Source organism: Candidatus Pelagibacter sp. HTCC7211, assembly GCF_000155895.1.
Taxonomy (GTDB): domain Bacteria; phylum Pseudomonadota; class Alphaproteobacteria; order Pelagibacterales; family Pelagibacteraceae; genus Pelagibacter.
This window is the reverse complement of record NZ_DS995298.1, coordinates 391732-418625: the sequence shown is the minus strand read 5'-3', so window position 1 is coordinate 418625 and position 26894 is coordinate 391732. Positions and strand designations below refer to the sequence as shown.

27 protein-coding genes are annotated in these 26894 nt (G+C 28.0%); 15 read left to right on the top strand and 12 right to left on the bottom strand.

The window, feature by feature from the left end:
* Nucleotides 1-10: 10 nt before the first annotated feature.
* The 4 genes from PB7211_RS02185 to PB7211_RS02170 are packed head-to-tail and all read left to right on the top strand — an operon-like array spanning nt 11 to nt 2778.
* Nucleotides 11-673, top strand: a complete 663-nt coding sequence (locus PB7211_RS02185) for a haloacid dehalogenase type II (protein ID WP_008545351.1) — start codon at nt 11-13, stop codon at nt 671-673.
* Between the two features lie 21 nt (nt 674-694).
* A complete protein-coding gene (locus PB7211_RS02180) occupies nt 695-934 on the top strand; it encodes a CDGSH iron-sulfur domain-containing protein (protein WP_008544787.1) in 240 nt (79 codons plus the stop codon).
* Nucleotides 935-970: 36 nt separating this feature from the next.
* Complete coding sequence (locus PB7211_RS02175) at nt 971-1807, top strand: pirin family protein (RefSeq protein WP_008544499.1); 837 nt, start codon at nt 971-973, stop codon at nt 1805-1807.
* The gene (locus PB7211_RS02170; RefSeq protein ID WP_008545810.1) at nt 1807-2778 is read left to right on the top strand and encodes a quinone oxidoreductase family protein; all 972 of its coding nucleotides are present in this window, start codon (nt 1807-1809) and stop codon (nt 2776-2778) included. The genes PB7211_RS02175 and PB7211_RS02170 overlap by 1 nt, the downstream gene beginning before the upstream one ends.
* Here the strand turns inward: PB7211_RS02170 and PB7211_RS02165 are convergent, their stop codons facing one another.
* Nucleotides 2779-3189, bottom strand: coding sequence for a DUF2721 domain-containing protein (locus PB7211_RS02165; protein ID WP_034398841.1), 411 nt, complete (start codon nt 3187-3189; stop codon nt 2779-2781).
* Nucleotides 3190-3238: 49 nt separating this feature from the next.
* Between PB7211_RS02165 and ubiA the strand changes: the two genes are divergently transcribed.
* From ubiA to PB7211_RS02140, 5 genes are read left to right on the top strand one after another with little or no spacing between them, the layout of a single operon-like run.
* Nucleotides 3239-4105, top strand: coding sequence for a 4-hydroxybenzoate octaprenyltransferase (ubiA, locus tag PB7211_RS02160; RefSeq protein WP_034398838.1), 867 nt, complete (start codon nt 3239-3241; stop codon nt 4103-4105).
* 4 nt (nt 4106-4109) lie between these two features.
* On the top strand, nt 4110-5852 hold the full coding sequence (locus tag PB7211_RS02155) for an ABC transporter ATP-binding protein (protein WP_008545047.1): 1743 nt from the start codon (nt 4110-4112) through the stop codon (nt 5850-5852).
* 29 nt (nt 5853-5881) lie between these two features.
* A complete protein-coding gene (locus tag PB7211_RS02150; protein WP_232208818.1) occupies nt 5882-7090 on the top strand; it encodes a 3-deoxy-D-manno-octulosonic acid transferase in 1209 nt (402 codons plus the stop codon).
* Complete coding sequence (gene lpxK, locus PB7211_RS02145; RefSeq protein ID WP_008545957.1) at nt 7087-8010, top strand: tetraacyldisaccharide 4'-kinase; 924 nt, start codon at nt 7087-7089, stop codon at nt 8008-8010. Before PB7211_RS02150 ends, lpxK begins: the two co-directional genes overlap by 4 nt.
* Nucleotides 8007-8867 carry a lysophospholipid acyltransferase family protein gene (locus tag PB7211_RS02140; protein ID WP_008546146.1) on the top strand — a complete coding sequence of 287 codons (861 nt, stop codon included), beginning with the start codon at nt 8007-8009 and terminating at the stop codon, nt 8865-8867. The genes lpxK and PB7211_RS02140 overlap by 4 nt, the downstream gene beginning before the upstream one ends.
* Nucleotides 8868-8871: 4 nt before the next feature.
* On the opposite strand, the gene PB7211_RS02135 is transcribed toward PB7211_RS02140, so the two are convergent.
* Nucleotides 8872-9060, bottom strand: a complete 189-nt coding sequence (locus tag PB7211_RS02135; RefSeq protein WP_008545352.1) for a DUF2093 domain-containing protein — start codon at nt 9058-9060, stop codon at nt 8872-8874.
* A gap of 23 nt (nt 9061-9083) precedes the next feature.
* Here PB7211_RS02135 and purD point away from each other — a divergent pair, with 23 nt between their 5' ends.
* Nucleotides 9084-10349 (top strand): phosphoribosylamine--glycine ligase, encoded by a 1266-nt coding sequence (gene purD, locus PB7211_RS02130; RefSeq protein WP_008545188.1) that lies wholly within the window; start codon nt 9084-9086, stop codon nt 10347-10349.
* Nucleotides 10346-10912: a 16S rRNA (guanine(966)-N(2))-methyltransferase RsmD gene (rsmD, locus tag PB7211_RS02125; protein ID WP_034398835.1), complete on the top strand. Its 567-nt coding sequence runs from the start codon at nt 10346-10348 to the stop codon at nt 10910-10912. Before purD ends, rsmD begins: the two co-directional genes overlap by 4 nt.
* Here the strand turns inward: rsmD and PB7211_RS02120 are convergent.
* Genes PB7211_RS02120 through PB7211_RS02095 form a run of 6 tightly spaced genes read right to left on the bottom strand, consistent with a single transcriptional unit; the run spans nt 10904 to nt 17326 of the window.
* Nucleotides 10904-12061 (bottom strand): glucose-6-phosphate isomerase, encoded by a 1158-nt coding sequence (locus tag PB7211_RS02120; protein WP_008544253.1) that lies wholly within the window; start codon nt 12059-12061, stop codon nt 10904-10906. The genes rsmD and PB7211_RS02120 overlap by 9 nt on opposite strands.
* Complete coding sequence (locus PB7211_RS02115; RefSeq protein WP_008544742.1) at nt 12061-12312, bottom strand: DUF3035 domain-containing protein; 252 nt, start codon at nt 12310-12312, stop codon at nt 12061-12063. The genes PB7211_RS02120 and PB7211_RS02115 overlap by 1 nt, the downstream gene beginning before the upstream one ends.
* 58 nt (nt 12313-12370) lie before the next feature.
* Nucleotides 12371-12865 (bottom strand): signal peptidase II, encoded by a 495-nt coding sequence (lspA, locus tag PB7211_RS02110; protein WP_008545509.1) that lies wholly within the window; start codon nt 12863-12865, stop codon nt 12371-12373.
* A complete protein-coding gene (gene ileS, locus PB7211_RS02105) occupies nt 12862-15594 on the bottom strand; it encodes an isoleucine--tRNA ligase (RefSeq protein WP_034398832.1) in 2733 nt (910 codons plus the stop codon). The genes lspA and ileS overlap by 4 nt, the downstream gene beginning before the upstream one ends.
* Nucleotides 15591-16514 carry a bifunctional riboflavin kinase/FAD synthetase gene (locus PB7211_RS02100; RefSeq protein ID WP_008545871.1) on the bottom strand — a complete coding sequence of 308 codons (924 nt, stop codon included), beginning with the start codon at nt 16512-16514 and terminating at the stop codon, nt 15591-15593. Before PB7211_RS02100 ends, ileS begins: the two co-directional genes overlap by 4 nt.
* Complete coding sequence (locus PB7211_RS02095) at nt 16508-17326, bottom strand: TIGR01459 family HAD-type hydrolase (protein ID WP_008544466.1); 819 nt, start codon at nt 17324-17326, stop codon at nt 16508-16510. The genes PB7211_RS02100 and PB7211_RS02095 overlap by 7 nt, the downstream gene beginning before the upstream one ends.
* Nucleotides 17327-17448: 122 nt before the next feature.
* Between PB7211_RS02095 and groES the strand changes: the two genes are divergently transcribed.
* Both groES and groL read left to right on the top strand, forming a co-directional pair.
* Nucleotides 17449-17739: a co-chaperone GroES gene (groES, locus tag PB7211_RS02090; RefSeq protein ID WP_008546060.1), complete on the top strand. Its 291-nt coding sequence runs from the start codon at nt 17449-17451 to the stop codon at nt 17737-17739.
* Between the two features lie 23 nt (nt 17740-17762).
* Nucleotides 17763-19424: a chaperonin GroEL gene (gene groL, locus PB7211_RS02085; RefSeq protein WP_008545738.1), complete on the top strand. Its 1662-nt coding sequence runs from the start codon at nt 17763-17765 to the stop codon at nt 19422-19424.
* A gap of 190 nt (nt 19425-19614) precedes the next feature.
* On the opposite strand, the gene PB7211_RS02080 is transcribed toward groL, so the two are convergent.
* The gene (locus PB7211_RS02080) at nt 19615-21225 is read right to left on the bottom strand and encodes a DEAD/DEAH box helicase (protein WP_008545264.1); all 1611 of its coding nucleotides are present in this window, start codon (nt 21223-21225) and stop codon (nt 19615-19617) included.
* 177 nt (nt 21226-21402) lie between these two features.
* Here PB7211_RS02080 and typA point away from each other — a divergent pair, with 177 nt between their 5' ends.
* Complete coding sequence (gene typA / locus PB7211_RS02075; protein ID WP_008545321.1) at nt 21403-23229, top strand: translational GTPase TypA; 1827 nt, start codon at nt 21403-21405, stop codon at nt 23227-23229.
* Here the strand turns inward: typA and yczE are convergent.
* Nucleotides 23226-23873 carry a membrane protein YczE gene (gene yczE / locus PB7211_RS02070; RefSeq protein ID WP_008545701.1) on the bottom strand — a complete coding sequence of 216 codons (648 nt, stop codon included), beginning with the start codon at nt 23871-23873 and terminating at the stop codon, nt 23226-23228. The genes typA and yczE overlap by 4 nt on opposite strands.
* A 50-nt stretch (nt 23874-23923) precedes the next feature.
* On the opposite strand from yczE, the gene PB7211_RS02065 reads away from it, so the two are divergent.
* Nucleotides 23924-24604, top strand: coding sequence for a DUF6134 family protein (locus PB7211_RS02065; protein ID WP_008544178.1), 681 nt, complete (start codon nt 23924-23926; stop codon nt 24602-24604).
* A 2-nt stretch (nt 24605-24606) separates the two neighbouring features.
* Here the strand turns inward: PB7211_RS02065 and PB7211_RS02060 are convergent, their stop codons facing one another.
* Nucleotides 24607-25578, bottom strand: a complete 972-nt coding sequence (locus PB7211_RS02060; protein ID WP_008544984.1) for an NAD(P)-binding protein — start codon at nt 25576-25578, stop codon at nt 24607-24609.
* Nucleotides 25575-26891 (bottom strand): TldD/PmbA family protein, encoded by a 1317-nt coding sequence (locus tag PB7211_RS02055; RefSeq protein WP_008546114.1) that lies wholly within the window; start codon nt 26889-26891, stop codon nt 25575-25577. Before PB7211_RS02055 ends, PB7211_RS02060 begins: the two co-directional genes overlap by 4 nt.
* Between the last annotated feature and the right edge of the window lie 3 nt (nt 26892-26894).

The window sequence follows — 26894 nt, the reverse complement described above, 5'->3', positions numbered from 1 at the left end:
AAATTAGTTTATGAAAAATATTAAAGCAATAATTTTTGATGCATATGGCACTTTATTTGATGTCAACTCGGCTGCAGAAAAATGTAAAGATAAAATTGGTGATAAGTGGGAAGGTTTTGCAAATTATTGGAGAACCACTCAGCTAGAATATACTTGGCTTAGAAGTTTAATGAAAAGACATAAAGATTTTTGGCAAGTGACTGAAGATAGTTTGGATAAGTCTATGAAAGCTTACAAAATAGACTCTTCGATGAGAAATGAATTATTAGATCTTTATAAAATTTTATCACCTTTTGAAGAAGTACCTAAAGTTTTAAAATTACTTAAAGAAAAAAATTTTAAGCTTGCTATTCTTTCAAATGGTACACCTGCCCTTCTTAATCAATTAGTTAAAATTAATAATTTAGATAATTTATTTGATGATCTTTTTTCAATAGAAGAAGTTGGTATTTATAAACCAGACTCTAAGGTTTACGATATGCCAATTAACAAATATAAAATTCAAAAAAATGAAGTTGCTTTTTTAAGTGCAAATACTTGGGATGTATCTGGTGGTGGAAATTATGGGTATAATTCAATCTGGGTAAACAGAAATAATAATATTTTTGATAATCTTGATTATAAACCTCAAAATGAAATTGAAAATTTAAAAAAATTAATTGATATAATTTAATTTTTTAATCGAAAGGGTAAAATGACTAAAGGACAAAGAGCAGGAAATAGTGCAATTGCAGTTGAAGTAGAAAAAGGTAAATCTTATTATTGGTGTGCATGTGGCAAATCAAAAAATCAGCCTTTTTGTGATGGCTCTCATAAAGGAACTGAATTTAACTCAGTCGTATATAAAGCTGAAGAAACTAAAAAGAAGTTTTTTTGTTCATGTAAACAAACAGATAATCAGCCTTTTTGTGATGGATCACATAATAAAAAGTAACATTGAAATTAGAAATTTATTAACTACTTCTAAGTCATGAAGCATATAGAGGTAAGTAAAATAATTAACCCAATTCCAGCATCAGATGGTGCTGGTGTAAAATTAAAAAGAAGTATTGGTGTTGAACCAAACTACTTTGATCCATTTTTAATGTTAGATGAGTTTGGATCAGAAAATAGCGAAGACTACATTGCTGGTTTTCCACCCCACCCTCATAGAGGTATTGAGACTGTAACTTACATGCTTGCAGGAGATTTTGAACATAAAGACAGTACTGGTGGTGAAGGAAGAATGACTGCTGGAGATGTTCAATGGATGAAGACAGGTAGTGGAATAATTCATTCTGAAATGCCAGCGATGAAAGAAGGTAAACTTCATGGTTTTCAATTATGGGTAAATATGCCCGCTAAATTGAAGATGAGTAAGCCTGAATATATTTATATTGATGCAGATAAAATGAGTGTTCATAAAGATGGGGACAAACAAGTTAAAGTAATAGCTGGTAAATTTGAAAATGCCGAGGGCCCTGTCAAAGGTCATAACGTTGAGCCAGTTTATTTTGATGTTGAATTAAATAAAGATAAAGAGTTTAATTTTAAATTACCATCTACTCATAATAGTTTTATTTATTTAATTAATGGTGAATTAGAAATTGGTAAAAATAAACACAACAATGTTAAAGATAGTACTTTAATACTATTAACAAGGGGTGAAGATTTAACTGTAAAAGCTAAATCAGATGCTAAGTTCTTGGTGATTTCTGGAAAGCCAATAAATGAAGAAATTGCAAGAGGTGGACCTTTTGTAATGAATACTAAAGCTGAAATCTTGCAAGCAGTGCAAGATTATCATAATGATACATTTGTAAAATAATGAAAACAATACAAATACAAAAATTTGGTGGTCCTGAAGTTTTAGAGTTAACAGATGTAGAAATTGGAAAACCAGGTCCAAAAGAGGTCTTAATAAAAAATTTATCTATCGCTGTAAACTATATAGATGTTTATCACAGAACGGGATTATACCCCATCCCACTTCCAAGTGGTATTGGGCTTGAAGCATGTGGAATAATAGAAGAAATTGGCTCTGAAGTAGATTTGTTTAAAGTTGGAGACAGAGTAAGTCATGCATCAATGCCTATAGGTGCTTATTCAGAAAAACAAATAATGCCACAAGAAAAATTAGTAATTGTTCCAGATGGAATTTCAAATGAAATTGCATCATGCATAGTGTTAAAAGGAATTACAGCAGAATACTTACTTCATAGAAGTTATGCAGCAAAGAAAGGTGATAAAGTATTATTTCATGCTGCAGCTGGTGGTGTTGGACAAATTTTATGCCAGTGGGCAAATGCAATTGGATGCACTGTAATTGGGACTGTTGGTTCAAAAGAAAAAGAAGCTATTGCTAAAAAAAATGGCTGTCACCATGTAATTAATTATACTGATACTAATTTTGTTGAAGAAGTTGAAAAAATAGTAGGAAAAAATGGAATTGATGTTGTCTATGATGGTGTGGGTACAAAAACTTTTGAAGGGTCTATTGAATGTTTAAAGATTAGAGGAATGATGGTAGCTTTTGGAAATGCATCTGGCTACGTTCATACACTTGATATTAAAAAACATATAAATGCTAAGGGTCTTTTTTTTACAAGACCTTCGATAGCACACTACACAGTAACAAGAAAAGAATTAGAAGACTCAGCTGCAAAAGTTTTTGATGCAATTTTATCAGGAAAAATAAAAGTAGAAGTATTTAAAAAATATTCTTTAAGTGAAGTAAAAAAAGCTCATGAAGATTTAGAGGCAAGATTATTAACTGGACCAGTGGTTATACTTCCATAACTACATTATTTCTTGATCAATATCCATATCGGACATATGAAGTTGTAAAGCTCGGGTAGAAATTTGAATTTCTATTATAAAAAAAATAATTGAAATAATCATTGATAAACAACAAGATCCAAAAATTAATCTAGCTATAAATATTTCATTCAAATAAAGACCAAATACTGTCAGCATATTAAAGAGAAATCCAAAAGCAGCAAATAATATTGTAAATTTTAAAAGGCTAATTCTTTTATTCAAATTTATAAATTGTGCTTTCCATTCAGGTGGTGTGTGTTTTTCAAATACATGTGCATCGTGAATTTTTCTAATTAGGCCACTTAAAGTATGAAATCTATTACTATAAACACCCATCAATAAAGGAATCGCTGGAAACATTAGTGCTGTGACTGTGTAATCTATATTCATACGAATCAGTTTGATTATGAATCTAGCCTTTGTTATTTACAAGTAAATTATGAACCAAATAAACCTATTTATAGAACTAACAAGGTTGAAAAGGCCTATTGGTTTTATGCTTTTGTTTTGGCCTTGTCTTTGGGGATTAACGTTAGTTTATAATTTTCAATCAAATTTATTCAATTACTTTTTTTATTCTATACTTTTCTTATCAGGTTCTATTTTAATGCGATCTGCAGGATGTATTGTAAATGATATTGCTGATAAAAATTTTGATAAAAAAGTTGAGAGAACTAAAAAAAGACCAATTGCTTCTGGAAAAGTTTCAGTAAAACTTGCTTCTATATACGCTTTAATTTTATGTGGAATTGCTTTTTTAGTACTAATAAATTTTAACAAACTTACAATATTGATGGCTTTAATTTCAATGCCACTAGCGTTTACGTATCCATTGATGAAGAGAATTACCTATTGGCCTCAATTATTTCTTGGAATTACCTTTAACTATGGTTTAGTGCTTGCTTGGATCTCAATAGCTAATGAAATTTCAATTATTCCAATCATTTTCTATTTAGGAGCCATATTTTGGACACTAGGCTACGACACAATTTATGGATTTCAAGATATTAAAGATGATGAAATAATAGGTGTAAAGTCAACTTCAATAAAATTTAAAAATGATCCAAAAAAATTTCTATTTATTTCATATTGTATATTTATCATATCGCTATTTTTGATTGGAGTATTAATGAGTTTTAAATACTATTATTTTATATTTATGATTTTTCCAATTCTTCATTTGTTGATATTTCAAATAAAAAGATTAAATACTAATTCACCCTCTGATTGCCTAAATAAATTTAAAAGTAATAATTTTTTAGGAATGATAATATTTATAAACATTCTTATTGGAAAATTATTATAAAACTATGTCAAAAATTAAAATTTTAAAAAGACTTTTTAAAAACTACACTAGTAAATTTATTGATAAAATTTTACTAGCTGGTTTTTTTTCAATAATAGTAGCCGCAAGTACTTCAGCTACAGCATGGCTTTTAGATCCTGCAATAGAGAAGATATTTCTTAATAAAGATCAAACCTTAATTATATTAATTCCGATAGCAATCATAATTGCGTTTAGTGCAAAAGGTACGTCCCTTTATTTTGCGAAATTATTAATGATCAATGTATCTGAAGAAGTTAAAAAAATGATGCAGACTGATATGTTAAGATCCTTTATTAAAGCTGATACAGAAATTATTGAAAACAAGCATTCAGGAAAATATATTTCAAATTTAAATTTTGACGTAAATCAGATAACAATATTATTAGCTGATGCGCTTTTAAGTCTTTTTAAAGATAGCCTAACTTTAATAGGTCTGCTTATTGTAATGTTTTTTCAAAATTGGAAATTATCTTTAATAGCAATTTTTATGATACCTCTTGCATCAATTACTGCAAAAATTCTTGCTAAAAGAATGGGTAAAGTCACCACTCAAGCTCAAGAGAAATCAGGAGATTTAAACAGATATCTAATCGATTTGTTTAAAAATCATAAAATTATAAAAATTTTTCAAAGAGAAAATTTTGAGGAAAAAAGATCTGAAAAATTTGTGAACGACCTCAAAGAAAAATCTGCAAAAATACATGCTGTATACATTAGATCTGCTCCAGTTATGGAAATATTAACAGGTATAATGATTGCTATACTCATATTTTATTCTGGTAAATTGATAATTAATGATGAATTGGGAATAAATAATTTTTTTTCTTTTTTAGCAGCTATGATGTTGGCATATCAACCTGTCAAAACACTTACAAAAGTTAATGTTGGTATTGGACAGGGTTTGGCAGCAGCTGAAAGAATTCTCCCAATAATAGATAATCAAAATGAAATTTCTATAAATGAAGAAGGTGAAAAAATTAATATTACAGAAGGTAATATTATTTTAGATAAAATTAATTTTGCTTATAAGTCTAATCCTGAGAACAAAGTTCTACAAGATATGTCTCTTAAATTCACTGGTGGAAAAATGACTGCTTTGGTTGGTCATAGTGGATCTGGAAAATCAACATTATTAAATATGATACCTAGAATTTATTTACCAACTAGTGGAAATATATATTTTGACAATCAGGATATATCTAAAGTGAATTTAGTGTCTCTTAGAAATCAAATTTCAATAGTAGATCAAAATACAACATTATTTGATGATACTGTTTTTAATAATATAAAATATGCAAGACCAAATGCTGATAAAGAAGATATTATAGCAGCTGCAAAATTATCTATGAGTGATGATTTTATAAATAATTTAGAAAATGGCTATGAAACTATGATTGGTGAAAATGGAGTAAAACTTTCTGGAGGAGAAAAACAAAGATTATCAATAGCAAGAGCTTTTTTAAAAAATAGTAGAATAATATTGTTAGATGAGGCTACCTCATCATTGGATTCTGAAACAGAAGAAAAAATTCAAAAAGCATTAGATAAACTAACCACAAATAAAACAACAATAGTTATTGCCCATAGACTTTCAACAATACTTAACTCGGATAATATTTATGTTGTTGATAATGGTAAAATTGTTGACTCTGGAAAGCACGATGATCTATTGAATAATTCTAAAATTTATAAAAATTTTTATCAAAGACAATTAAAACAAAATTGATGTATTTTTTGTACGCCATACTAACTAATTTGGCTGTAATAATCTCGCCTCTTATTTTTATTTATAGAATATTAAAAGGAAAAGAGGATCCCCAAAGGTTTAAAGAGAAAATTTGTATTTATTCTCGAAAAAGAACTAAAAATAAAGTTTGGATACATGCTGCAAGTATTGGTGAACTTATGAGTGTGGTTCCAATAATTAAAAAATTGGAAAAAAATAAAAAAATTAAAAGTATTATTGTTACAACGACAACAACTAGTTCTGCAAAAATATTTAAAAAATTAAGATTTAAAAAAACTTTTCATGTTTATTTTCCTTTAGATAATAATTTTTTAACAAAAAGATTTATAAATTATTGGCAACCAGAAACAGCAATCTTTGTAGATTCTGAAATATGGCCAAACATGTATAAAAATTTAAAGATAAAAAAAATTCCAATTATTATTTTAAATGCAAGAATAGTTAAAAAAACTCTTGATAGGTGGCAAATTTTTCCTGGTTTTGCTAAAGAAGTATTTGATAAAATTACTTTAGCTCTACCTTCAAATCTAGAAACTTTAAAATATCTAAAACAACTTCAGGTTAAAAATATTAGGGTTGCGGGCAACCTTAAATATTATGGAGAAAAAAATGTAGAGGGGATAAATGACAAACATTTGAAAAATAAATTTAATAACTCAAAGATCTGGTGTGCAGCTAGTACACATAAAAATGAAGAAATTTTTTTAGGAAAACTACATAAAAATCTTAAAAAAAATTATAAACAACTTATTACTATTATTATACCAAGACATATAAATAGAGTGTCTCAGATAATTGATGACATGAATAAACTTGGTTTAAAAACTATAACCAACTCCTCAAATCTTAAGATAAAAGATGATACTGATATATTTCTAGTAGATAGTTATGGAGTTTCGTCTAAATTTTATAATCTCACCAATATAACTTTTGTAGGCGGCTCCCTGATTGCTCATGGAGGTCAGAACCCTTTAGAGCCAGCCAGATTTGGTAATTTTATAATTAATGGTCCAAATGTGAATAATTTTAAGGAAATATACTCATTTTTAATGAAGCGCAAAATGTCGTTAACTACCTCAAGTAGTTTAAAGATGGAAAAAATTATTTTAAAAAAGTTGAACCATAAAAAAAATAACCAAAATATTAAAAAAATAATTAAAATTGGTCAGCAAATTCTAGACAAAAATCTGCTTTATATTAACAAGTATATAATATGAAGTTTGTAAAACCTTTATTTTGGAATTCTAAAAATTTAATCTCTATAATTCTTTTCCCACTCTCACTAATTACTTTAATAATTAATGAGTTAAAAGAATTGAATTCAAAGAAAAAATTTTTAATTAAAACAATATGTGTGGGTAACACATACTTAGGTGGTACAGGAAAAACATCTTTAGCTATTGAAATTCAAAATTTATTAAAAAAAAAATTTAAGACTGTATTTATAAAAAAAAATTATCCTGATCATTTAGATGAAATAAATTTATTAAAATCAAAAGGTGAGGTAATTTTTAAAAATAGTAGAGAGGAATCATTACATTTAGCATCAAAAAATAAATTTGAACTGGCAATTCTTGATGATGGATTACAACAAAAAAATATTGATTATAGTGTGAAAATTATTTGTTTTAATGCTGATGAGGGATTTGGAAATGAATATTTACTACCAGCAGGGCCATTAAGAGAAAGTATTAATCAGATAAAAAATTATGATATTGCTTTTATTAATGGGGAGAAAAAAAATAAAGATCTTAATTTAAAACTAAAATCTATAAATAAAAATCTTCAAATTTTTGAAGGCAAATATAAACCTTCAAATTTAAAAACTTTTGATTTAAAAAAAAAATATCTAATGTTTTGTGGGATTGGTAACCCTCATGAATTTGAAAAAACTCTTATTAAGAATAAATTTTTGATAAAAGAAAAAATAATTTACGCAGATCACTATAAAATACCTAATAAAATACTTAATCAATTAAAGTTAAAAGCTAAAAAAAAGAATCTTTCTTTAGTCACTACTGAAAAAGATTTTTTTCGGCTAGATAAATCACAAAGAAAAAATATTAAATTTTTAAAAACTACTTTAAAAATTAAAGATATTAATAAATTTAAAAAACTCTTAATATCTAAGTTATGAGAAAAATAGTCTACTTTATTGAATATATTTTAATCAAGATTTTATTTTTTATTTTTAAGTTAATTGGTTATAAATTTTCATCAAATTTAGGATTTAAAATTGGTATAATTTTCGGTCCTTTATTTAAATCTAAAAAATCAATTATTAATAATTTAGAAAAAGCAAATATTCAAAAGCAAGAAAATCTCAAAAAAATAGCATCTAATGTTTTGGGAAATTATGGAAGAATTTTTGCAGAATATATTCACCTACAAAATTTTAGAAATGATAAACTTAGAAAATACATTTCAATTGAAGGTATTGAGCATTTAAATTATTTAAAAAAATTTAAAAAAAAAGCTATTTTTGTTTCAGGTCATTTTAACAATTTTGAACTTATGGCTATGCAAATTGAAAAAGCAGGAATTGAATTAGCTACTATTTATAGACCACTTAATAATGTTTTTTTGAATAGAACAATGGAAAGAATTAGAACCGAAAATATTTGTAAAAATCAAATAAAAAAAGGTAGAGCTGGCAGTAGAGAAATAATTAAAAATGTAAAAAATGGAAAATCAATTGCAATAATGATTGATCAGAGAGTTAGAGAAGGTGAAAAAGTAAATTTTTTTAATCATTTAGCAACCACTACTACGATTCCAGCTCAACTTATTAAAAAATATAATTGTGAGCTTGTCCCAGTTTATATTGAAAGAATAAGAAATAATTATTTTAAAATGTTTATTTCAAAACCAATTAAAATTAATAATAAAAAATCAATTATAGAAATAACTAAATTTCTTAATGATTTATTGGAAAGAATGATTTTGAAAAACATAGATCAGTGGATTTGGACGCACAATAGATGGAAAGATTAAATCTTTATTTTTTTTCACGTTCAATTGCCGCCTCTACATATGAATAGTAAGCTTCCTGCTTTTCAACGCTCCAGTAATTTAAATTTTCTAAGGGTATTTTTTTTTTTGATATTGCACAAATTACATGATCACCATTTTCAACGATTTCAAAATTATTTGGTAGAAATTTTAATTTAGCTAATTTATTTATCATTTATAAGATATATAAATATTATTATGAAAATTGCAATTTTAGGAAGTGGAGGCAGAGAACATGCGATAGCTGCATCAATTTCTAAATCTTCAAAAAAAGAAAATATTTACTGCATTCCAGGAAATGCAGGAACTTTGGAAATTGCCATCAATATAGATTTAGATATTAATAACTTTGAAGCTATACATAAGTTTCTAGATGAAAACAAAATTGACTTAGTAGTGATAGGGCCAGAACAACCATTGGTAAATGGTATAGTTGATTATTTAGAAAAATTTAATATTAAAGTCTTTGGTCCTAATAAAATTGCCTCTCAACTTGAAGGGTCAAAAATTTTTACAAAGAAACTTTGTGAGGACTATAATATTCCAACAGCAAAATTTGCTGTACTTGAAAACAAATTAGATGCAAAAAAATTTTTAGAAAACTCTAAATATCCCAACGTAATTAAAGCTGATAATTTAGCCTCAGGTAAAGGTGTTTATATTTGCAATAATGAAAATGAGTCTAATGTTGCAATTGAAGAGATATTCAATGGAAAATTTGGAGTAGCTAAAAACATCCTAATTGAGGAATTCCTTGAAGGTGAAGAAATGAGTTATTTTATAGTTAGTGACGGAAAAACTATAAAAAATTTTGAAACCGCACAAGACCACAAAAGAGTACTTGAAGGGGATAAAGGAAAAAATACAGGAGGCATGGGGGCATATTCTCCATCAAGATTAATTACAAAAGAGTTAGAAGAAAAAATTTTAAATAAAATTATTCAACCGACTCTATTAGGCTTATCTAAAATGAACACAAATTATAAGGGTTTTTTGTATGCAGGCCTTATGATTGTTAAAGATGAGCCATATTTAATTGAATATAATGTACGTATGGGGGATCCAGAGTGTCAAACAATTCTTCCTAAACTTGAAACTGATTTAGTAGATATTTTTTTAGCTTGTTGTGATGAAACACTTGATAAAATTGAACTCAATTGGTCAAAAAAGAAAAGTTTATGTGTTGTAATATGCTCCAAAGGTTATCCTGATGGATTTAAAAAAAATGAAGAAATAGAAAATTTAGAAAATCTTAAGTTAACTGAAGATGAATATATATTTCATGCTGGCACATTAAAAAAAAATAAAAAATTATATGCTGTTGGGGGTAGAGTTTTAAATTTTGTGGTTACTTCTGAGAACTTTAGCGAAGCAAAAAATAAGATATTATTTAATTTGGACAAATTAAATTGGCAAGGTGGGTTTTATAGAAAAGATATTGGCTATAGAGTAATTGATAAATGAGAATTATTTCAGGGTCCTTTAAAGGTAAAAAAATTTTAGAGCCAAAAGACATTAAAACAAGACCTTTAAAAGATTTAACAAAAGAATCGATATTTAATATTATAATTCATTCAAAAAAATTTAAAATAAACTTGGAAAACTCATTTATTTTAGATTTATTTTCTGGTGTCGGCTCTTTTGGTATTGAATGTTTATCTAGAAATGTAAAAAAAGTAATCTTTGTAGAAAATTATAATGGTGTTTTGCCTATATTAAAAAAAAATTTGGAAAATCTAAATCTAAATGAAAAATTTTCAATTTTAGAATATGATATATATCAAGATCATGTATTTTCAAAACTTGAAAGTAAGTTTGACATTATTTTTTTGGATCCTCCTTACAAAGTTAAAAATTTAGATAAATTATTAATAGAGATTAATAATCAAAAAATTTTGGATGAAAATGGGATAGTAATAATTCATAGACATAAAAATGAACAAGAAATAATTCCAAAAGTATTCCAAATTGCTGAACAAAAGAAATATGGTATTTCTAAGATTACTTTTTTAACAAAGTTAAATTAAAATTTTTTTTGTTTCTTGTTTTATTAATTCTACAGCAGGTTGATCATACGGATTTATATTAAGAGATTTTGCAATTAAAATTGTCTCTAAAATAAAAAAACAAAATAATTCTCCTAAAGTTTTTTCATCCCTTTTTTTTATCTCAAAGCTTCTAAAAGGTATGTTTTGTCTATTAAAAACATTCTCTGTAGCTTTTTTTTGGGAGAAAATTATATCACCTATGCTTTTATTTTTTAAATAATTTTTAGAAGATAAAATTTGCTCATTATTTAATTTTTCAGATCGATCTTCATGAACATAAAAAAAAGTAAAAAAATTATTTCGAAAACCATCCAAATAAAGTTGTGTTACACTATGATTATCTTTAGGCATACTAGAAATTACAGGTAATATTCCACTTTTTTTCTTACCTAAACTTTCAGCAATTAATTGCTGATACCATTTAAATAGACTGTCTGATTTTTCATCGTAATTAAGTATTATCGAGTTAAATTTTTTATTCTGAATAAAATATAATGTTGAGCTTACATTCGAAATTAAATTATTAAAAAAAGATTTATTTTTGATCAAAAAGTTAAGTTGTTTAAAATTGTTTATATTTAAACCCATTAGTTCAGCTGGCAACATACCAACTTCAGACAAAACCGAGTATCTACCACCTATATAATCGTTGTGGTGAATAATATCAGCTTTTAATTTCTTTGCTAAAAGATTTAAATAATTCTTTTTATTTTCAGTAATCAAAATATTTTGATCTTTTTTTTTTATTAATAAATTTACATTAACAATAGTTTCAATTGTATTGCCAGATTTAGAAATAATTATGTTATTATGATTTTTCTTTTTTTGTTCTAGATTGTTTACCTTTAAATTATCAATAAAAAAAAAATTTTTTTTTATTTTATGTCTCAAAAAATCATAGATTGCTTTTGCTCCAAGTGAAGATCCTCCCATTCCTATCACTCTGAAATCTAAGGACTTTTTAAATTTTTTTAGGTTTTTATGATTAAAATTATTTTTATAATCTTTTGATAAAGATTTTAAAATTTCATTTTTTTCTTTAATTAAAGTAGTGAGTTTTTTTCTGACTAATGAAGATTTTACTTTTTTTGATTTAAAATTTTTAAAAGATATTCTTGGTGATATCATTAATTTTTCTTAATTTTATCTAATAGCAATTCTTCAAAATTTTTATTAATATCTTTTTCATTAGATTTTATTTCTTGATTGTCTTGAGTTATCAATGTTTTAAATTCATTCTCATTAATATTTTTCTTATTTTCTATTTCTTTTGGAATTGGTAGCTCATCAAAATCTGGAGGCATCACTAATGGTGATTTTTTTTCAACTAAAAACTCATCTGTATTATTTTTTTTTTGATTCTCAAAAGCGCTTTGCATTGAGCTGCAAGATGCTAGCAGTAGTACAAAATTTAACAAAATAAATTTTTTAAGTTTGTTAATCATTTTTTTGATTATTTAAAATTAACTCAAATAATATCATAATAATTACACCTATAGTAATGAATATATCGGCTACATTAAAGACGAACCAATGAAATTCTTCCACGTGAAAATCAATAAAATCTGGGACTGCTTTATAAAATAAACGGTCAAATAAATTTCCCAATGCGCCACCAAAAATCATTAATAATCCGTACTTTTTAACTCCTTTGCTATCAATGATCATTTTTAAAATAACTAAAATTATTATTAAAATAATTGCAGTTAATAAATTATATAAGTTGTTTTGACTAAAAGAGAAAAGCCCAAAAGCAATTCCTTCGTTCCATATCAAATTTATGTTTAGAAACTTTGATGTATATAATTCTGTAGATGAATTTTTAACATTAAAGTTAATTACATAAATTTTTGAAATTCTATCAATTATAAAAATTAAAAATATAATGGATAGATTTATGTAGAAATTTTTTGTTAGATTTTTAACAATCATTCAAAATGTTTTGGGCAAGTTTTTCTTGAACAAGCTTCCTCAGTAATTTTCCAACATACTGGACATTTGGTTCCTTTTGCTTTGGTTGTTTCAGCACTTATTTCAATATTTTTATTAAAAATTACCTCAGAACTTGATGTAATACATAGTTCTGAAAAATCAATATTTTCAGTAATCTTAGATAATTTTTTATCCAAATTAATTTTTAGTTTAGCCTCTAAACTTGATCCAATTTCTTTAGATGCTCTTTTTTCTTCAATACTAATATTACATATATTTCTTATCTTAATAAGATCTATCCATTTTTGATTAAGCTGGTCATTCTTAAATTTTTCTGGATAATTTAAAAAAGATTCTAAATGAATGCTATTATTATTGTTGTAAATTAATTTATAGATCTCTTCTGTTGTAAAAGAGAGAATTGGAGCAAACCATCTTAATAATGAATTTAAAATCACGTTTAACAAAATAATTGTTGATTGTCTTTTTTTTGAGTCTATTGGATCACAGTACAAAGTATCTTTTCTAATATCAAAATAAAAGGCTGATAAATCCACAGTACAAAAATTTAACAACTCTTTATATAAATTATGAAAATCATAATTTTTAAAGTAGTTTTTAAAATTTGAGTTTAACACATAGATTTTATGAAGCATGAATTTCTCAAGTTCTGGTAATTCAGATAAATTTATTTTTTGTAGATCAATTTTTTCAAAATTATCATTTAGATTACCTAGTAAGTATCTAAATGTATTTCTGATTTTTCTATAAGACTCAGCGTGCTGATCTAAAATAGAGTGATCAATTCTTAAATCTTCAGCGTAGTTAGAAGATGCCACCCAAATTCTTAAAATATCAGCTCCATATTTTTTTAAAATATCTTCTGGAGCAATCACATTCCCAAGCGATTTTGACATTTTTAAACCTTTTCCATCAACAACAAAACCATGAGATAAAATTGACTCAAATGGGGCTCTTCCTCTTGTCCCACACGATTCGAGTAGTGATGAATGAAACCATCCTCTATGTTGATCTGAGCCTTCTAGATACATTGATGCTGGCCATTTTAAATCTTCTCTTTTTTCCAGAACAAATGAATGAGTGGAACCACTATCGAACCACACTTCAACAATATCACTTAACTTTTCGTAATCCTCTGACTTATATTTTTTACCTAAAAATCTTTGCGGATCATCAGAAAACCAACAATCTGAACCTTCTATTTCGTATATATTTGCTATCGTTTCATTTACTTCATCGTCTACCAGAATTTCTTTTGTTTTTTTATTTACAAAAATTGGAAGAGGAACGCCCCAAACTCTTTGTCTAGAAACACACCAGTCTGGTCTGGTTTCGATCATTGATCTTAATCTTTCTTTTCCCTTGCTAGGATAAAAAGTTGTTTCATCAAGAGCTTTAAGTGCTATTTCTCTCAACTTATGACTTTCCATTGAGATAAACCACTGAGGTGTTGCTCTATGAACTAGTGGTGCTTTAGATCTCCAAGAATGAGGATAAGAATGAATTAGTTCACCATTTGATAATAATTTTTTTTGTTCTTTAAGTTTTTCAATAACAATTGGGTTCGCTTTAAAAATGTGGTTACCTTCAAATAATTGTACATTGCTAGTATATTTTCCATCACCATCAACTGTTTCAATAGCTTTAATTCCATTATTTAAACACAAATTAAAATCATCTGGTCCATGACTTGGTGCACAATGAACAATACCTGTTCCTTGTTCTGTTGTTACAAATCTTGCTTCCAACATTGGTATATCATATTCATAACCTAGATTAAAGAAAGGATGTTTGCAGATTGTATCTTTCAAATCTTTACCTTTAAACTTTTTAATCTCTTGATAATTTTCTATTGAGCAGTCTTTTATAACTGACTCTAATAAAGCTTCAGCTATAACTATTTTTCGATTTTGAAAATCACCCTCATCATTCAATTGAATTAATACATAATCAAGAGACTGGTTATAAGCTAAAGCTTTGTTTGCTGGTATTGTCCAAGGAGTTGTTGTCCAAATAACAACTTCACTTCCTTCGAGCTCTTTTATATTAGAGGATTTAACTGGAAAAGATGTATAAATAGTATCAGATTTATGATCTTGATACTCTACTTCCGCATCTGCAAGTGCAGTCTTTTCAACTGTTGACCATAAAACCGGTTTGAACCCTCTATATAAACTTCCTTCTTTAAGAAATTTTCCTAATTCTCTTACAATTTGTGCCTCAGCATCAAAACTCATTGTAGAGTAATAATTTTCCCAGTCGCCAATAACACCTAATCGTTTAAATTGACTTTTATGAACTTCAATCCATTTTTCTGCAAATGATCTGCATTCTTTTCTAAATTCAACGATTGGTACTTCATTCTTATTTTTTTTATTTTTTTTATATTGTTCCTCTATTTTCCATTCAATTGGTAAACCATGACAATCCCACCCTGGGACATATATAGAGTCCTTGCCATCCATTTGATGAAATTTTACTATTATATCTTTCAAAATTTTATTTAAAGCCGTACCCATATGAATATTACCATTTGCATAAGGAGGGCCATCGTGAAGAACAAATTTTTCTTTTCCTTTGCTAGAGTTTCTTAATTCATCATATAGATTAATCTTATTCCAATATTCTAAAATTTCAGGTTCTCTAACTGGTAGATTTGCCTTCATGGAAAAAGCAGTTTTAGGAAGATTTATTTGTGATTTGCTCATTTTGTTTTTTTTGCAATGCTTAAATCATTTTTGATTTGATTTTTTAACTGATTGACATTTTTAAATTTCTTCTCTTTTCTAATAAATTTTAAAAATTCAACTGATAAATACTTATTATATAGATTGCCAGAAAAATTAAATAAATGGACCTCTAATAATATTTTTTTTTGATTAAATGTAGGTCTATAACCTAAATTTGCTATTCCTTTTATATATTTAGTATTATTTTTTCTCAAAACTTTTACTGCATATACTCCGGGTTTAGCTAAAACATAATCCCCAATATCTATGTTGCATGTCGGAAAACCAATCTTTTTTCCAATTTGTCTTCCTTTTTGAACGATTCCTTCAATAGACCAATTCCTGTTTAAAAGCTTATTAGCCTCTTTTAAAAAACCTCTTTCTAAATAACTTCTTATTAAAGATGATGAAACTATCTTTTTTTTTAACAAAAGAGGCTTTGGTTTAACAACTTTAAAATTAAATCTTTTCTCATTTTGAATTAAAAGATTTACATCCCCTTCTCTTTTATTTCCAAATCTAAAATTATTACTCACAAATATAAATCTTGCATTTAATTTTTGCGATAAAATATTTTTTACAAAATTGATTGATTTTGTTTTAGAAAAAATTTTGTCAAATTGTTTTGTGATTATAAAATCAACACCTTGATTATTTAATAAAACTAATTTTTGATCAATGCTCGATAATCTAAAATTTGTTAGAGACCTATTAAAAAACATTTTTGGCATTGGATCAAAATTGATTACACCAATTTTTAAATTATATTTTTTTTTATATGATTGAGCTAATTTAAATAATTTTTGATGTCCTAAATGTACGCCATCAAAATTACCAATTAAAATTATTGATTGTTTATGATTTTTATTAATATTAAAATTTTTATATAGCTTTACCATTTCAAATCTGACTGAATATAGTTAACAACCGTCTCATATTCCTTTGCTATTTGTTCTATACCTTGATTCATTATCTCATTTCTATGAACACCATTAGATATTAACAATGAATCATAATTTAAAAGATTTGCACCTTTTATGTCTGTGTTCAAATTATCTCCAATTGATAGAATTTTTTTATTTTTATTATCTATAGATTGATTATAAACCTCAGCATAAGGTTTGCCAAAATACACAACTTCTCCACCCATTTTTTCAAATACCATTGCAACAGATCCTGCACATAATTCTCTTTCATTTCCTCTATCAACTATTAGATCTGGATTAGTGCAAACCATCTTTTTATTGATATGTTTTTCTAATAAATCTTTATAATATTTTAAATCCTCATCATATTCATCAAACAACCCTGAGCATAACAAATATTGACTATCATTTAGATTTATTGATTGATTGTTTTTAAAATCTTTAAACAAATCAAAATCTCTTGGTGGTCCAATATGAAAAAACGTATCATGATTGTGAAATTTTTTTAAATAATTAAGAGATGCTTCGCCTGATGTAAAAACATGATCTCTTAATTCGTTGTCCATCCCCATTTTTTCTAAAAAAATTTTTACAGCTTCGTTGGGTCTTGGTGCGTTTGTTAATAGAATAAATTTTTTGTTCAATTTTGATAACTCTTTTAAAACAAAGATTGCTTTTTCATGAAGTTTAATTCCATTATGCACCACCCCCCAAAGATCAATATAGAATAGGTCATAATTCTCAGCAATTGACTGTAAACCCTCATTATCTAAATTTTTTGTCATATTTTAAGGTATAAACCATAAAATCCTTAATTTCCTAGGATTTTTAGTAACTTATTTTTCAAATTATCTTGAAATAGCTTGGTCAGTATCTATATGAAGCTCATATTTAATAAGGAGAATTTATGAAGTTTAAACCGTTACATGACAGAGTATTAATCGAAGTTTTAGACAGCAGTGAAAAAACTGCTGGTGGAATCATTATCCCAGATACAGCACAAGAAAAACCACAAGAAGGTAAAGTAGTTGCTGTAGGTGGTGGGGCTAAAACAGAAGATGGCAAATTAATTCCAATGGATGTTAAAGTTGGTGACAAAGTTTTATTTGGCAAATGGTCAGGAACTGAAGTCAAAATTGATGGTAAAGAATACAGCATAATGAAAGAGTCTGACATTATGGGTATTTCAGGTAAATAATTTAATTTAAAGGAGAAAGTAAAATGGCAAAAATAATTAAATTTGATGCAGAAGCAAGAGCATCAATGATGAGAGGTGTCAATATTTTAGCTGATACCGTTAAAGTTACTTTAGGTCCAAAAGGAAGAAATGTCGTAATGGATAAATCTTACGGTGCGCCTAGAATTACTAAGGATGGTGTTTCTGTTGCTAAAGAAATAGACCTTGAAGATAAATTTGAAAACATGGGTGCTCAAATGGTGAAAGAGGTTGCTAGCAAAACTAATGAAGAAGCTGGTGATGGTACGACTACTGCAACTATTTTAGCTCAAGCTATTGTTAAAGAAGGTGTTAAGTATGTAACAGCAGGCATGAATCCAATGGATGTAAAAAGAGGAATTGATGCTGCTGTTGAAAATGTTAAAGAAAATTTAATTTCTTCAGCAAAAAAAGTAAAAGATAGTGATGAGATTGCCCAAGTAGGAACAATTTCTGCAAACGGTGATAAAGAAATTGGTACAATGATTGCAAAAGCTATGCAAAAAGTTGGTAACGAGGGTGTAATTACTGTTGAAGAGGCAAAAGGAATTGATACTGAACTTGATGTTGTTGAAGGTATGCAGTTTGATAGAGGTTATTTATCTCCATACTTTATTACTAACAGTGATAAAATGACAACTGAGTTAGATAATCCTTATATCTTATTACATGAAAGTAAATTAACTAACTTACAACCAATGGTTCCATTATTAGAAGCTGTTGTGCAATCAGGTAGACCTTTAATGATTATCTCCGAAGATGTTGAAGGAGAAGCATTAGCTACTTTAGTTGTAAACAAGCTAAGAGGTGGTTTAAAAGTTGTTGCTGTTAAAGCTCCTGGATTTGGTGATAGAAGAAAAGCTATGCTTGAAGATATCGCTATACTAACTGGTGGCCAAGTAATTTCACAAGATCTTGGAATTAAACTTGAAAATGTTAAACTTGAAGACCTTGGATCTTGTAAAAAGATTAAAGTTGATAAAGATAACAGTACAATTGTTAGCGGTAGTGGTAAAAAATCAGATATCGCAGCAAGATGTGATTCAATTAAAAAACAAGTTGAAGAAACTACTTCTGACTACGATAGAGAAAAACTTCAAGAGAGACTTGCTAAATTAGCAGGTGGTGTTGCAGTTATCAAAGTTGGTGGTGCAACTGAAGTTGAAGTTAAAGAAAGAAAAGATAGAGTTGAAGATGCTTTAAATGCAACAAGAGCCGCTGTTGAAGAAGGTATTGTAACAGGTGGTGGATGTGCATTGTTGTATGCTGCTCAAGATCTTGAAAAACTTAAAGTTAAAGGTGAAGATCAAAAAGCAGGTGTAGAACTTGTAAGAAAAGCACTTGAAGCTCCTATCAGACAAATTACTAAAAATGCTGGAGTAGACGGTTCAGTGGTAGTTGGTAAATTGTTAGAGCAAAAGAAAACTTCATACGGTTATGATGCTCAAAGTGAAGAGTATTGCGATATGTTTGCTAAAGGAATCATTGACCCAGTTAAGGTTGTGAGAACTGCTCTACAAGATGCTGCTTCTATTTCTGGACTACTAGTAACTACAGAAGCTATGATCGCTGACAAACCAGAAGAAAAAGATGCTGCAGGCGGAATGCCTGGTGGTATGCCTGGTGGAATGGGCGGTATGGGTGGAATGGGTGGAATGGGAATGTAATCCCACTCTTTTCTGAAAAGAATTTTAAAGGCCATCTTTTTAGATGGCCTTTTTTTTTGATTGAATGCTATAATTATAAAATGTCAAAAAGATATAGTGGAAAATCATTCAAAGACTCTAGTGTAAGTAAAAAACCAAAATTAAGTCTTAAGGAAAAGAGAAAACAAAAAAAAGAAAAGACTAAAAAATCTTAAGATTTAACTCTTTTTTTACTATGTTTTTTAAAGCTAAAGCTTTTAGGTCGGCTATTTCTACTTTTAAATTTTTTCTTTCCCTTAAAACCGAAGCTTTTTTTCTCAGAGTCTGAAGATGTATTTTCTGAGGGTTTTCTTCCAAAATATTTCGGATTATTTGTAAAGCCAGATGGTTTGGAATTATTTTTTTTTGTAAAACTTGATTTTGCTTTAAAGCCAAAACTTTTTTTCTCTCCATCTCTTGATGGTCTTTGTGATCTGTCCTTACTATAAGATTTTGGTTTATCTCTAAAACTTGATTTTCCTTTAAAGCCAAAACTTTTTTTCTCTCCATCTCTTGGTGGCTTGCCTGATCTACTTTTGTCATAGGATTTTGGCTTGTTTCTAAAACTCGAAGATCGATCTTGTCTTCCTTTTCCAAAAGATCTTTTTTCCTCTCTGGCTTTTCTTTTTTTGTTATTTGGACCCTTACCTCTTCTTTTGTTTTTTGAATCTCTTCTTAAGCCACTAGGTACTGCTTTAAAATTTGGATCAATTAACTTATTTATAGAATTCCACATTGATCTATCATCAGGTGTTAAAAAAGTTAAGGCAGATCCTTCAGATCCTGCTCTAGCTGTTCTTCCAATTCTGTGAACATAATCTTCTGGAACTTGTGGAAGATCATAATTAATTACATGTTGAATTAAAGGAATATCAAGACCTCTAGCAGCTACATCTGTTGCAATTAAAATTCTTTTTAAACCTTTTCTAAAAGAATTTATAACACGATCTCTTTTACTTTGACGTAAATCACCATGTATTCCATCTGCAGAATGACCTTCTTCCTTTAGACGTTTTACCATTTTATCCGCACTTCTCTTAGTTTTGACAAAAACTAAAATTGATCCTTTCCTTGCTAAAAATTGATCAATCAATTCATCATATTTATTCTCTTTAAAGACTTGGAGTGTTTCTTGTTTAATTTTAGCAATTGGAACTGAAGTTGCTCCAGTAGAAATTCTTTCAGGTTTATGTAAATATCTCTCAGAAATTCTTAAAATATTTTGAGGTAAAGTTGCGGAAAAAAGTAATGTTTGATGATCTTTTGGTACAAATTTTAAAACCATTTCGATTTGTGGAGTAAAGCCCATATCCAACATTCTATCAGTCTCATCTAAAACTAAATATTTTGTTGCTGATAAATTAAGGCTTTTTCTTTTTAAATGGTCATTAATTCTTCCAGGAGTACCAACTATTATTCTTGATCTATTTCCTAACTGTCTAAGTTGTTTTTGCATGGATTCGCCACCGATAAGTAAGGCTGTTTTAATATTTATCTTATCACTAATAATACTTTTAATTGCCTCCATCACTTGAGTAGCCAACTCTCTTGTTGGACACATTACTAATGCAAATGCATTTTTATCTAAAATTAATTTGTTAATTAATGGAATACTGAAGGCTAGTGTTTTTCCTGTACCTGTTTGTGCTGTTCCAAGTATATCTTTACCCTCCAACGCAGCTGGTATCGCCATACCCTGAATAGGTGTAGGTTTCGTAAAGTTCATTTTATTTAATGAATTTTTCAATGATTCTTCAATTTTTAATAATTTAAAATTTTCCATTTATTGATTAAAGGGTCAGGATATTGATTCTCTGTTATGTCTAACTTTAATTGGATATCTATATGTTTTTAAAACAATCACAAGCAATGAATTTTTAATTAAAGCCAATTTGTTAAGTAAATACTGACTTTTTTTAAGTTTTCAAATCAAAGAATTAATGTATAAGAGCCAGAATTTATGAGCAACAATATCAGAAACATCACCATCATTGCCCATGTTGACCATGGCAAGACTACTCTTATTGATAATTTAATGAAACAAAGTGGATCATTTAGAGAAAATGAGGTTGTTGACGAAAGATTAATGGACTCAGGAGAGCTTGAAAAAGAAAGAGGAATCACAATTTTGGCAAAACCCGCTTCTATAAATTGGAAAAACTCTAGGGTTAATATCATAGATACGCCTGGACACAGAGATTTTGCTGCGGAAGTTGAAAGGGTATTAAGTATGGCTGATGGTGCCTTATTGCTTATAGATTCAGCTGAAGGTGTAATGCCTCAAACAAAATTTGTACTATCTAAGGCGTTAAAACAAGGTTTAAAACCAATTGTAGTAATTAACAAGCTAGATAAAACAGATCAAAGAGCCAATGAAGTTTTAGATGAAACTTTTGATTTATTTGTAAGCCTAGATGCAAATGAAGAACAATTAGATTTTCCTGTATTATATGCAAGTGGTAGATCTGGATGGGCTGATACTGAGGTCGATGGTCCAAGAACAAATTTAAATCCCCTTTTAGATTTAATTGTAGAACATGTTAAGCCAGCTCAACTTGATAGAACTAAACCATTTGCAATGCTATCAACGCTTCTTTATGCAGATAGTTTTTTAGGAAGAAGCTTAGTTGGTAGAATCACTCAAGGAACTGCTAAAGCAAATCAATCAATTAAAGCAATTAATTTAAATGGTAAAAAAGTTGATGAAGGAAAATTGACTAAAATTTTTAGGTATGAAGGAACTAAAAAAGTTCCAATTGAAGTTGGTGAAGCTGGAGATATTGTGGTTGTGGCTGGATTGGAAAAAGCAAATGTCGCTGACACAATTTGTGATCCTGAAGTAGTTGAACCAATACCCGCAACACCTATAGACCCACCAACAATGTCAATTACAATAACAGTAAATACTTCCCCTCTAGCAGGAACTGAAGGTAAGAAATTAACTAGTACTCAAATAAGAGATAGATTGTTACAGGAAGCTCAAAACAACGTGGGTATTTCTTTCTCAGAAAATAATGGTAATGACTCTTTTGTTGTTAGTGGACGTGGTGAACTTATGTTGGAAATCTTGCTCACTCAAATGAGAAGAGAAGGATTTGAAATGACCGTAAGTCCTCCTAAGGTATTATATAAAACTGACGATAATGGAAATAAACTTGAACCAATTGAAGAAATAACAATGGATTTAGACGAAGAACATTCTTCAAAAGTTATAGATTCAATGAATAGAAGAAAAGGTAAACTTATAGATCTAAAAGATACTGGTAAAAATAAGAAAAGATTAATATTTCACGCACCAACTAGAGGATTAATGGGATACACAAGTAGATTTTTAACTCTCACAAAAGGAAATGGTGTAATTAATAGAATATTCCATAATTATGGTCCTTTTGAAGGAGATATGGAAGGAAGAAGAAACGGTGCTTTAATATCAATGGAAAAAGGTAAAGCAGTTGCTTTTGCTATTTTTAATTTACAGGCTAGAGGGGAGATGTTTGTGACTCACAATGATCCTGTTTATCCTGGTATGATAGTCGGTCTATCTCCAAAACCTGGTGATATGATAATCAATGTTATGAAAGGTAAAAAATTAACCAACATGAGAACGCAAGGAACAGATGAAAATGTTGTGTTAACCCCAGTTAGAAAAATGTCTATAGCAGAACAATTGAGTATGCTGAATATTGACGAAGCATTAGAAATAACGCCAGACTCGTGTCGATTAAGAAAAGCGATTTTAGATCCTCATGAAAGAAAAAAAAGTGAAAAAACTGGCGCTGCAGCCTAATTATAAATTTTATTCACTAAATATAAACCTAAAGCAACACAGGGACCTATTCCAAAAGCAAATAATAAAGTTCCAACTCCAACTGTGCCTCCTAAGTACCAACCAATTGACATAACCGTTATTTCAAGAGCTGCTCTTACTGAGGCAATTGGAAAGTTAGTTTTTTTTTGAAGACCTATCATTAAACCATCTCTTGGTCCTGCTCCTAAATTAGCGACTAGATAAATTCCACCTCCTATACCTACAGTTAGCACTGCAAAAGCTCCAAGTAATATTTGTGAAATAAAATTTTCTGGTGTTGGAACATATCTAATGCAAACATCAATCATTAATCCTATTATTAAAGCATTTAAAATAGTACCAATTCCAGGTTTTTGTTTTAAGGGAAACCAAAGCAACAAAACCATAATGCTTATTAAAATAGTCATAAGGCCAATGGAGAAACCTATGTTTAAGTATAAACCTTGAGCAAATACACTCCAAGGTGATGCTCCAGATGCTGAGACAATTAATAAACCTTCACCTAAACCAAATAAGGTCAAACCAAAACAGAGAAAAAAGAATGTTGAAATTTTTGGTTTTAAATTTAGTGGTTTTTCAGAACTCCATGAAACCTTTGGTATATTTTTAATTTGTAAAAACATTTTAATAAAATACTTCTTTTATTATCAAAGTCTATTAAACTAATATTTTGATGAAACAATTTTTATTATTAATATTTTTCTTTTTATACTCTTTCAATAGTACAGCTCATATGGGTCACTATAATAAGTATAATAAGATTGAAATGGAAATTTTAAAAGATGGAGAAGTTATTGGATATAATTATTATTTTTTTAAAAAAAATAAAAATGAAACAATAGTTTCAAATCAAATAAAGTTTACTGTAAAATTATTAGGTGCAACTTTATTTGAAATAGAAGGTTATGGAGAAGAAAAATATTTAAAAGATAAACTAATTTCATTTAACTCAAAAACCCGTCAAAATAAGAAAGAAAAATTTGTTAATCTCAAATTAAATAAAGATACTAATGAATTTGAAATAAAGGGATCATCATACTCAGGGAAAGCATCAACAGATAATATAGTGGGAAATTGGTGGAACCATAAAATACTTCAATCTATCAGTCAAATAAGCCCCATATCTGGAAGTATTAAAGAGCAAGTAGTCACATTTATAGGTAAAGAAAAACTAGATCTTTACGGAAAATCTTATGATGTTGAGCATTTCAAATTAACATCCAAAGATATGTCTATTCCAAAAAATAAAAGATTAAACTTTGATATCTGGTTTGATAAAAAACATGCTTTAATTATGAAAGTTACATATTCTAGAATGGGTGATTGGGAATATAGAGTTAAAAATTTTGAGTAAAATTATTTAATGATTTTTTTATAAAGATCATTAGCACTTAACCAACCTGCCTCTAGTCTAGGTCCTACAAACCAATCTGCACAAACACCTAAATTTATTGAAGGATCCCAAAAACTCTTCATTTTTAACGGACTTGAATTTGAAGAGTATTTCCATCCATGATTAAGTGAATGTAATATTTTTGTTTTTTTTAAACCGGTAAGTTTAAAGAAATGATTAATTAAAACTTGTGAATTTAGATCTTTGTTTTCTTTGTTTTTATTAATTTTTTTGTTTGCCCAAGTGTATGTACTTTGCAAAGTCCATAAATCAAAATTACTTTTAAATCTTTTTTTACTATTTTCTTTACCAGCCCAACCTAAAATTTGATCATCAAAGAAGTAACTGCTGATTTTACTTTTTGTTTTTTTGATTACAATCATCACAGTTATATTTGCATCCATTTTAACTCTTGATTTGATAAATGGACTTTTTATAAATTTTTTAGATAATTTATATAATTGTTCAAATGGACAAGTTAAAATGAGCTTATTGTAAATTCTTTTCTCTCCATTGGAAAAAGTTAAAAACCATTTTTTTTGTTTATAATCAATTTTTTTAAGCTCATGGAAATAATTGCATCTGATATTTTTTAAAAGATATTTACTGATATCATTATTACCTTTGCGACCAATTATTTTTTTATGATTTTTAATCTCTTTTTTACTTTTATTTAAAAATAAATGTTTACCACTCCAGTTTTTTAAAACCTTTTTTTTGATTAATTTTTCTAAGAATTTTTTAAATGCTAAAGTTTTAGGTGAGATATATTGAGTCCCATGATCAAATCCTTTTGTTTTATCAAGCCTTTTAAAAGATGCTCTACCACCAGGACCTCTAGCTTTATCAAAAAGATCGACTGAATGTTTTTTGTTTAAAAGATTTGCAATTGTTGCTCCTGAAATCCCTGAGCCAATTACACAAAAATTACTCATTTTCCAGCAACAGTCATGCCTTCAATCATTATAGTAGGTGAGTTAACTGAATATTTAAACTCTAAATCATTCGCTAATGTTATGTTTTTAAACATGTCATTAAAATTTCCAGCTATTGTTATTTCATTTACAGGATATTTAAATTCTCCATTTTCAATTAAGAAACCTGTAGCGCCTATAGAATAGTCGCCAGTTACTAAATTTGTTCCATGACCGATTGTTTCTGTAATATATAAATTTTTAGAATTAATTTTTAATAATTCTTCAAAACTCATTTTGCCATTTTCTAAATAAAGATTAGTACTACCACCACTTCTGCCATTTGATTTTAATTCTAGTTTTTTGCCATTATAAGTATCCACAAGATATTCTCTAAGAAATCCATTTTCTACTAACTTTAGAGTTTCTGATTTAACGCCCTCTGAGTCAAAATATTGTGAGCCCAATCCTTTAACTAAGTCTGGTTTATCAAATATATTAATTGTGTCAGAGAAGATTTGTTGGTCAATTTTATCTTTTAAAAAAGAAGTGCCTCTTGCAATAGCTGATGAGGATATCGCACTTGCAAAAGAACTCAGCAACCCTTTTGCAATTCTCTTATCAAATATTAAACTTATTTTATCACTTCCAATTTTTTTTGGACTAAGTTTTTTTATCGTTTGTTCAGCAGCAATATTTCCTAAATTTTTTGGCTTTATAATATCGTTTAAATGACATCTGCTTGTAAATTCATAATCTCTTTCCATGCTTTTTTCATCTTTAGCGACTGTCACACACGATGCGGTAAATGACGAAGATTTATAACCATTACAAAAACCATCACTATTTGCTAAAATAAAATTTCCTCTATTTTCTGAAAAACTAGACTCTGTATTTATAATTTTTTCATCTTTTGATGCTGTGTCTTCTAATTCTCTTAAATAATCTATTTTCTTATCATTATCTAAATGTGTTTCATCGTATAAATCTAATTCTTGTATTTCTTTTGCTAGCAAATCTTGATCGGGTAAGGAATTAAATTTATCTTCAGGTGTAATTTTTGTTGTTTCAATACATTTTTCAATCAAAGTTTTTAAATTTTCATCTAATAAATTTGATGAAGATATTGAAGATTTTTTTTTACCTACAAATGTTTGGATGCTTATAGCTAGACTGTCAGATCTATTAGACTCATCTAAAGCCTTATTTCTAAAATTCACAGTCTCTGATATGGAATTTCCAACAGTTACACTTGCATCAGTTGCGCCTAATTTTTTTGCTAAATCTAGGCAATACGATGCTTTAGACTTCAAATATTCTTGATCTTTAATCATTAT

What these genes read in the sequence shown, in the direction of transcription:
- PB7211_RS02175 (WP_008544499.1), top strand. Translation starts at nt 971, where the DNA reads ATGAAGCATATAGAGGTAAGTAAAATAATTAACCCAATTCCAGCATCA.
- ubiA (WP_034398838.1), top strand. Translation starts at nt 3,239, where the DNA reads ATGAACCAAATAAACCTATTTATAGAACTAACAAGGTTGAAAAGGCCT.
- yczE (WP_008545701.1), bottom strand. Translation starts at nt 23,873, where the DNA reads ATGTTTTTACAAATTAAAAATATACCAAAGGTTTCATGGAGTTCTGAA.
- lpxK (WP_008545957.1), top strand. Translation starts at nt 7,087, where the DNA reads ATGAAGTTTGTAAAACCTTTATTTTGGAATTCTAAAAATTTAATCTCT.
- PB7211_RS02180 (WP_008544787.1), top strand. Translation starts at nt 695, where the DNA reads ATGACTAAAGGACAAAGAGCAGGAAATAGTGCAATTGCAGTTGAAGTA.
- PB7211_RS02155 (WP_008545047.1), top strand. Translation starts at nt 4,110, where the DNA reads ATGTCAAAAATTAAAATTTTAAAAAGACTTTTTAAAAACTACACTAGT.
- PB7211_RS02065 (WP_008544178.1), top strand. Translation starts at nt 23,924, where the DNA reads ATGAAACAATTTTTATTATTAATATTTTTCTTTTTATACTCTTTCAAT.
- PB7211_RS02080 (WP_008545264.1), bottom strand. Translation starts at nt 21,225, where the DNA reads ATGGAAAATTTTAAATTATTAAAAATTGAAGAATCATTGAAAAATTCA.
- PB7211_RS02120 (WP_008544253.1), bottom strand. Translation starts at nt 12,061, where the DNA reads ATGATATCACCAAGAATATCTTTTAAAAATTTTAAATCAAAAAAAGTA.
- groL (WP_008545738.1), top strand. Translation starts at nt 17,763, where the DNA reads ATGGCAAAAATAATTAAATTTGATGCAGAAGCAAGAGCATCAATGATG.
- typA (WP_008545321.1), top strand. Translation starts at nt 21,403, where the DNA reads ATGAGCAACAATATCAGAAACATCACCATCATTGCCCATGTTGACCAT.
- PB7211_RS02100 (WP_008545871.1), bottom strand. Translation starts at nt 16,514, where the DNA reads ATGGTAAAGCTATATAAAAATTTTAATATTAATAAAAATCATAAACAA.
- PB7211_RS02185 (WP_008545351.1), top strand. Translation starts at nt 11, where the DNA reads ATGAAAAATATTAAAGCAATAATTTTTGATGCATATGGCACTTTATTT.
- PB7211_RS02165 (WP_034398841.1), bottom strand. Translation starts at nt 3,189, where the DNA reads ATGAATATAGATTACACAGTCACAGCACTAATGTTTCCAGCGATTCCT.
- PB7211_RS02140 (WP_008546146.1), top strand. Translation starts at nt 8,007, where the DNA reads ATGAGAAAAATAGTCTACTTTATTGAATATATTTTAATCAAGATTTTA.
- ileS (WP_034398832.1), bottom strand. Translation starts at nt 15,594, where the DNA reads ATGAGCAAATCACAAATAAATCTTCCTAAAACTGCTTTTTCCATGAAG.
- rsmD (WP_034398835.1), top strand. Translation starts at nt 10,346, where the DNA reads ATGAGAATTATTTCAGGGTCCTTTAAAGGTAAAAAAATTTTAGAGCCA.
- PB7211_RS02060 (WP_008544984.1), bottom strand. Translation starts at nt 25,578, where the DNA reads ATGAGTAATTTTTGTGTAATTGGCTCAGGGATTTCAGGAGCAACAATT.
- PB7211_RS02115 (WP_008544742.1), bottom strand. Translation starts at nt 12,312, where the DNA reads ATGCAAAGCGCTTTTGAGAATCAAAAAAAAAATAATACAGATGAGTTT.
- PB7211_RS02170 (WP_008545810.1), top strand. Translation starts at nt 1,807, where the DNA reads ATGAAAACAATACAAATACAAAAATTTGGTGGTCCTGAAGTTTTAGAG.
- lspA (WP_008545509.1), bottom strand. Translation starts at nt 12,865, where the DNA reads ATGATTGTTAAAAATCTAACAAAAAATTTCTACATAAATCTATCCATT.
- PB7211_RS02055 (WP_008546114.1), bottom strand. Translation starts at nt 26,891, where the DNA reads ATGATTAAAGATCAAGAATATTTGAAGTCTAAAGCATCGTATTGCCTA.
- PB7211_RS02095 (WP_008544466.1), bottom strand. Translation starts at nt 17,326, where the DNA reads ATGACAAAAAATTTAGATAATGAGGGTTTACAGTCAATTGCTGAGAAT.
- PB7211_RS02135 (WP_008545352.1), bottom strand. Translation starts at nt 9,060, where the DNA reads ATGATAAATAAATTAGCTAAATTAAAATTTCTACCAAATAATTTTGAA.
- groES (WP_008546060.1), top strand. Translation starts at nt 17,449, where the DNA reads ATGAAGTTTAAACCGTTACATGACAGAGTATTAATCGAAGTTTTAGAC.
- purD (WP_008545188.1), top strand. Translation starts at nt 9,084, where the DNA reads ATGAAAATTGCAATTTTAGGAAGTGGAGGCAGAGAACATGCGATAGCT.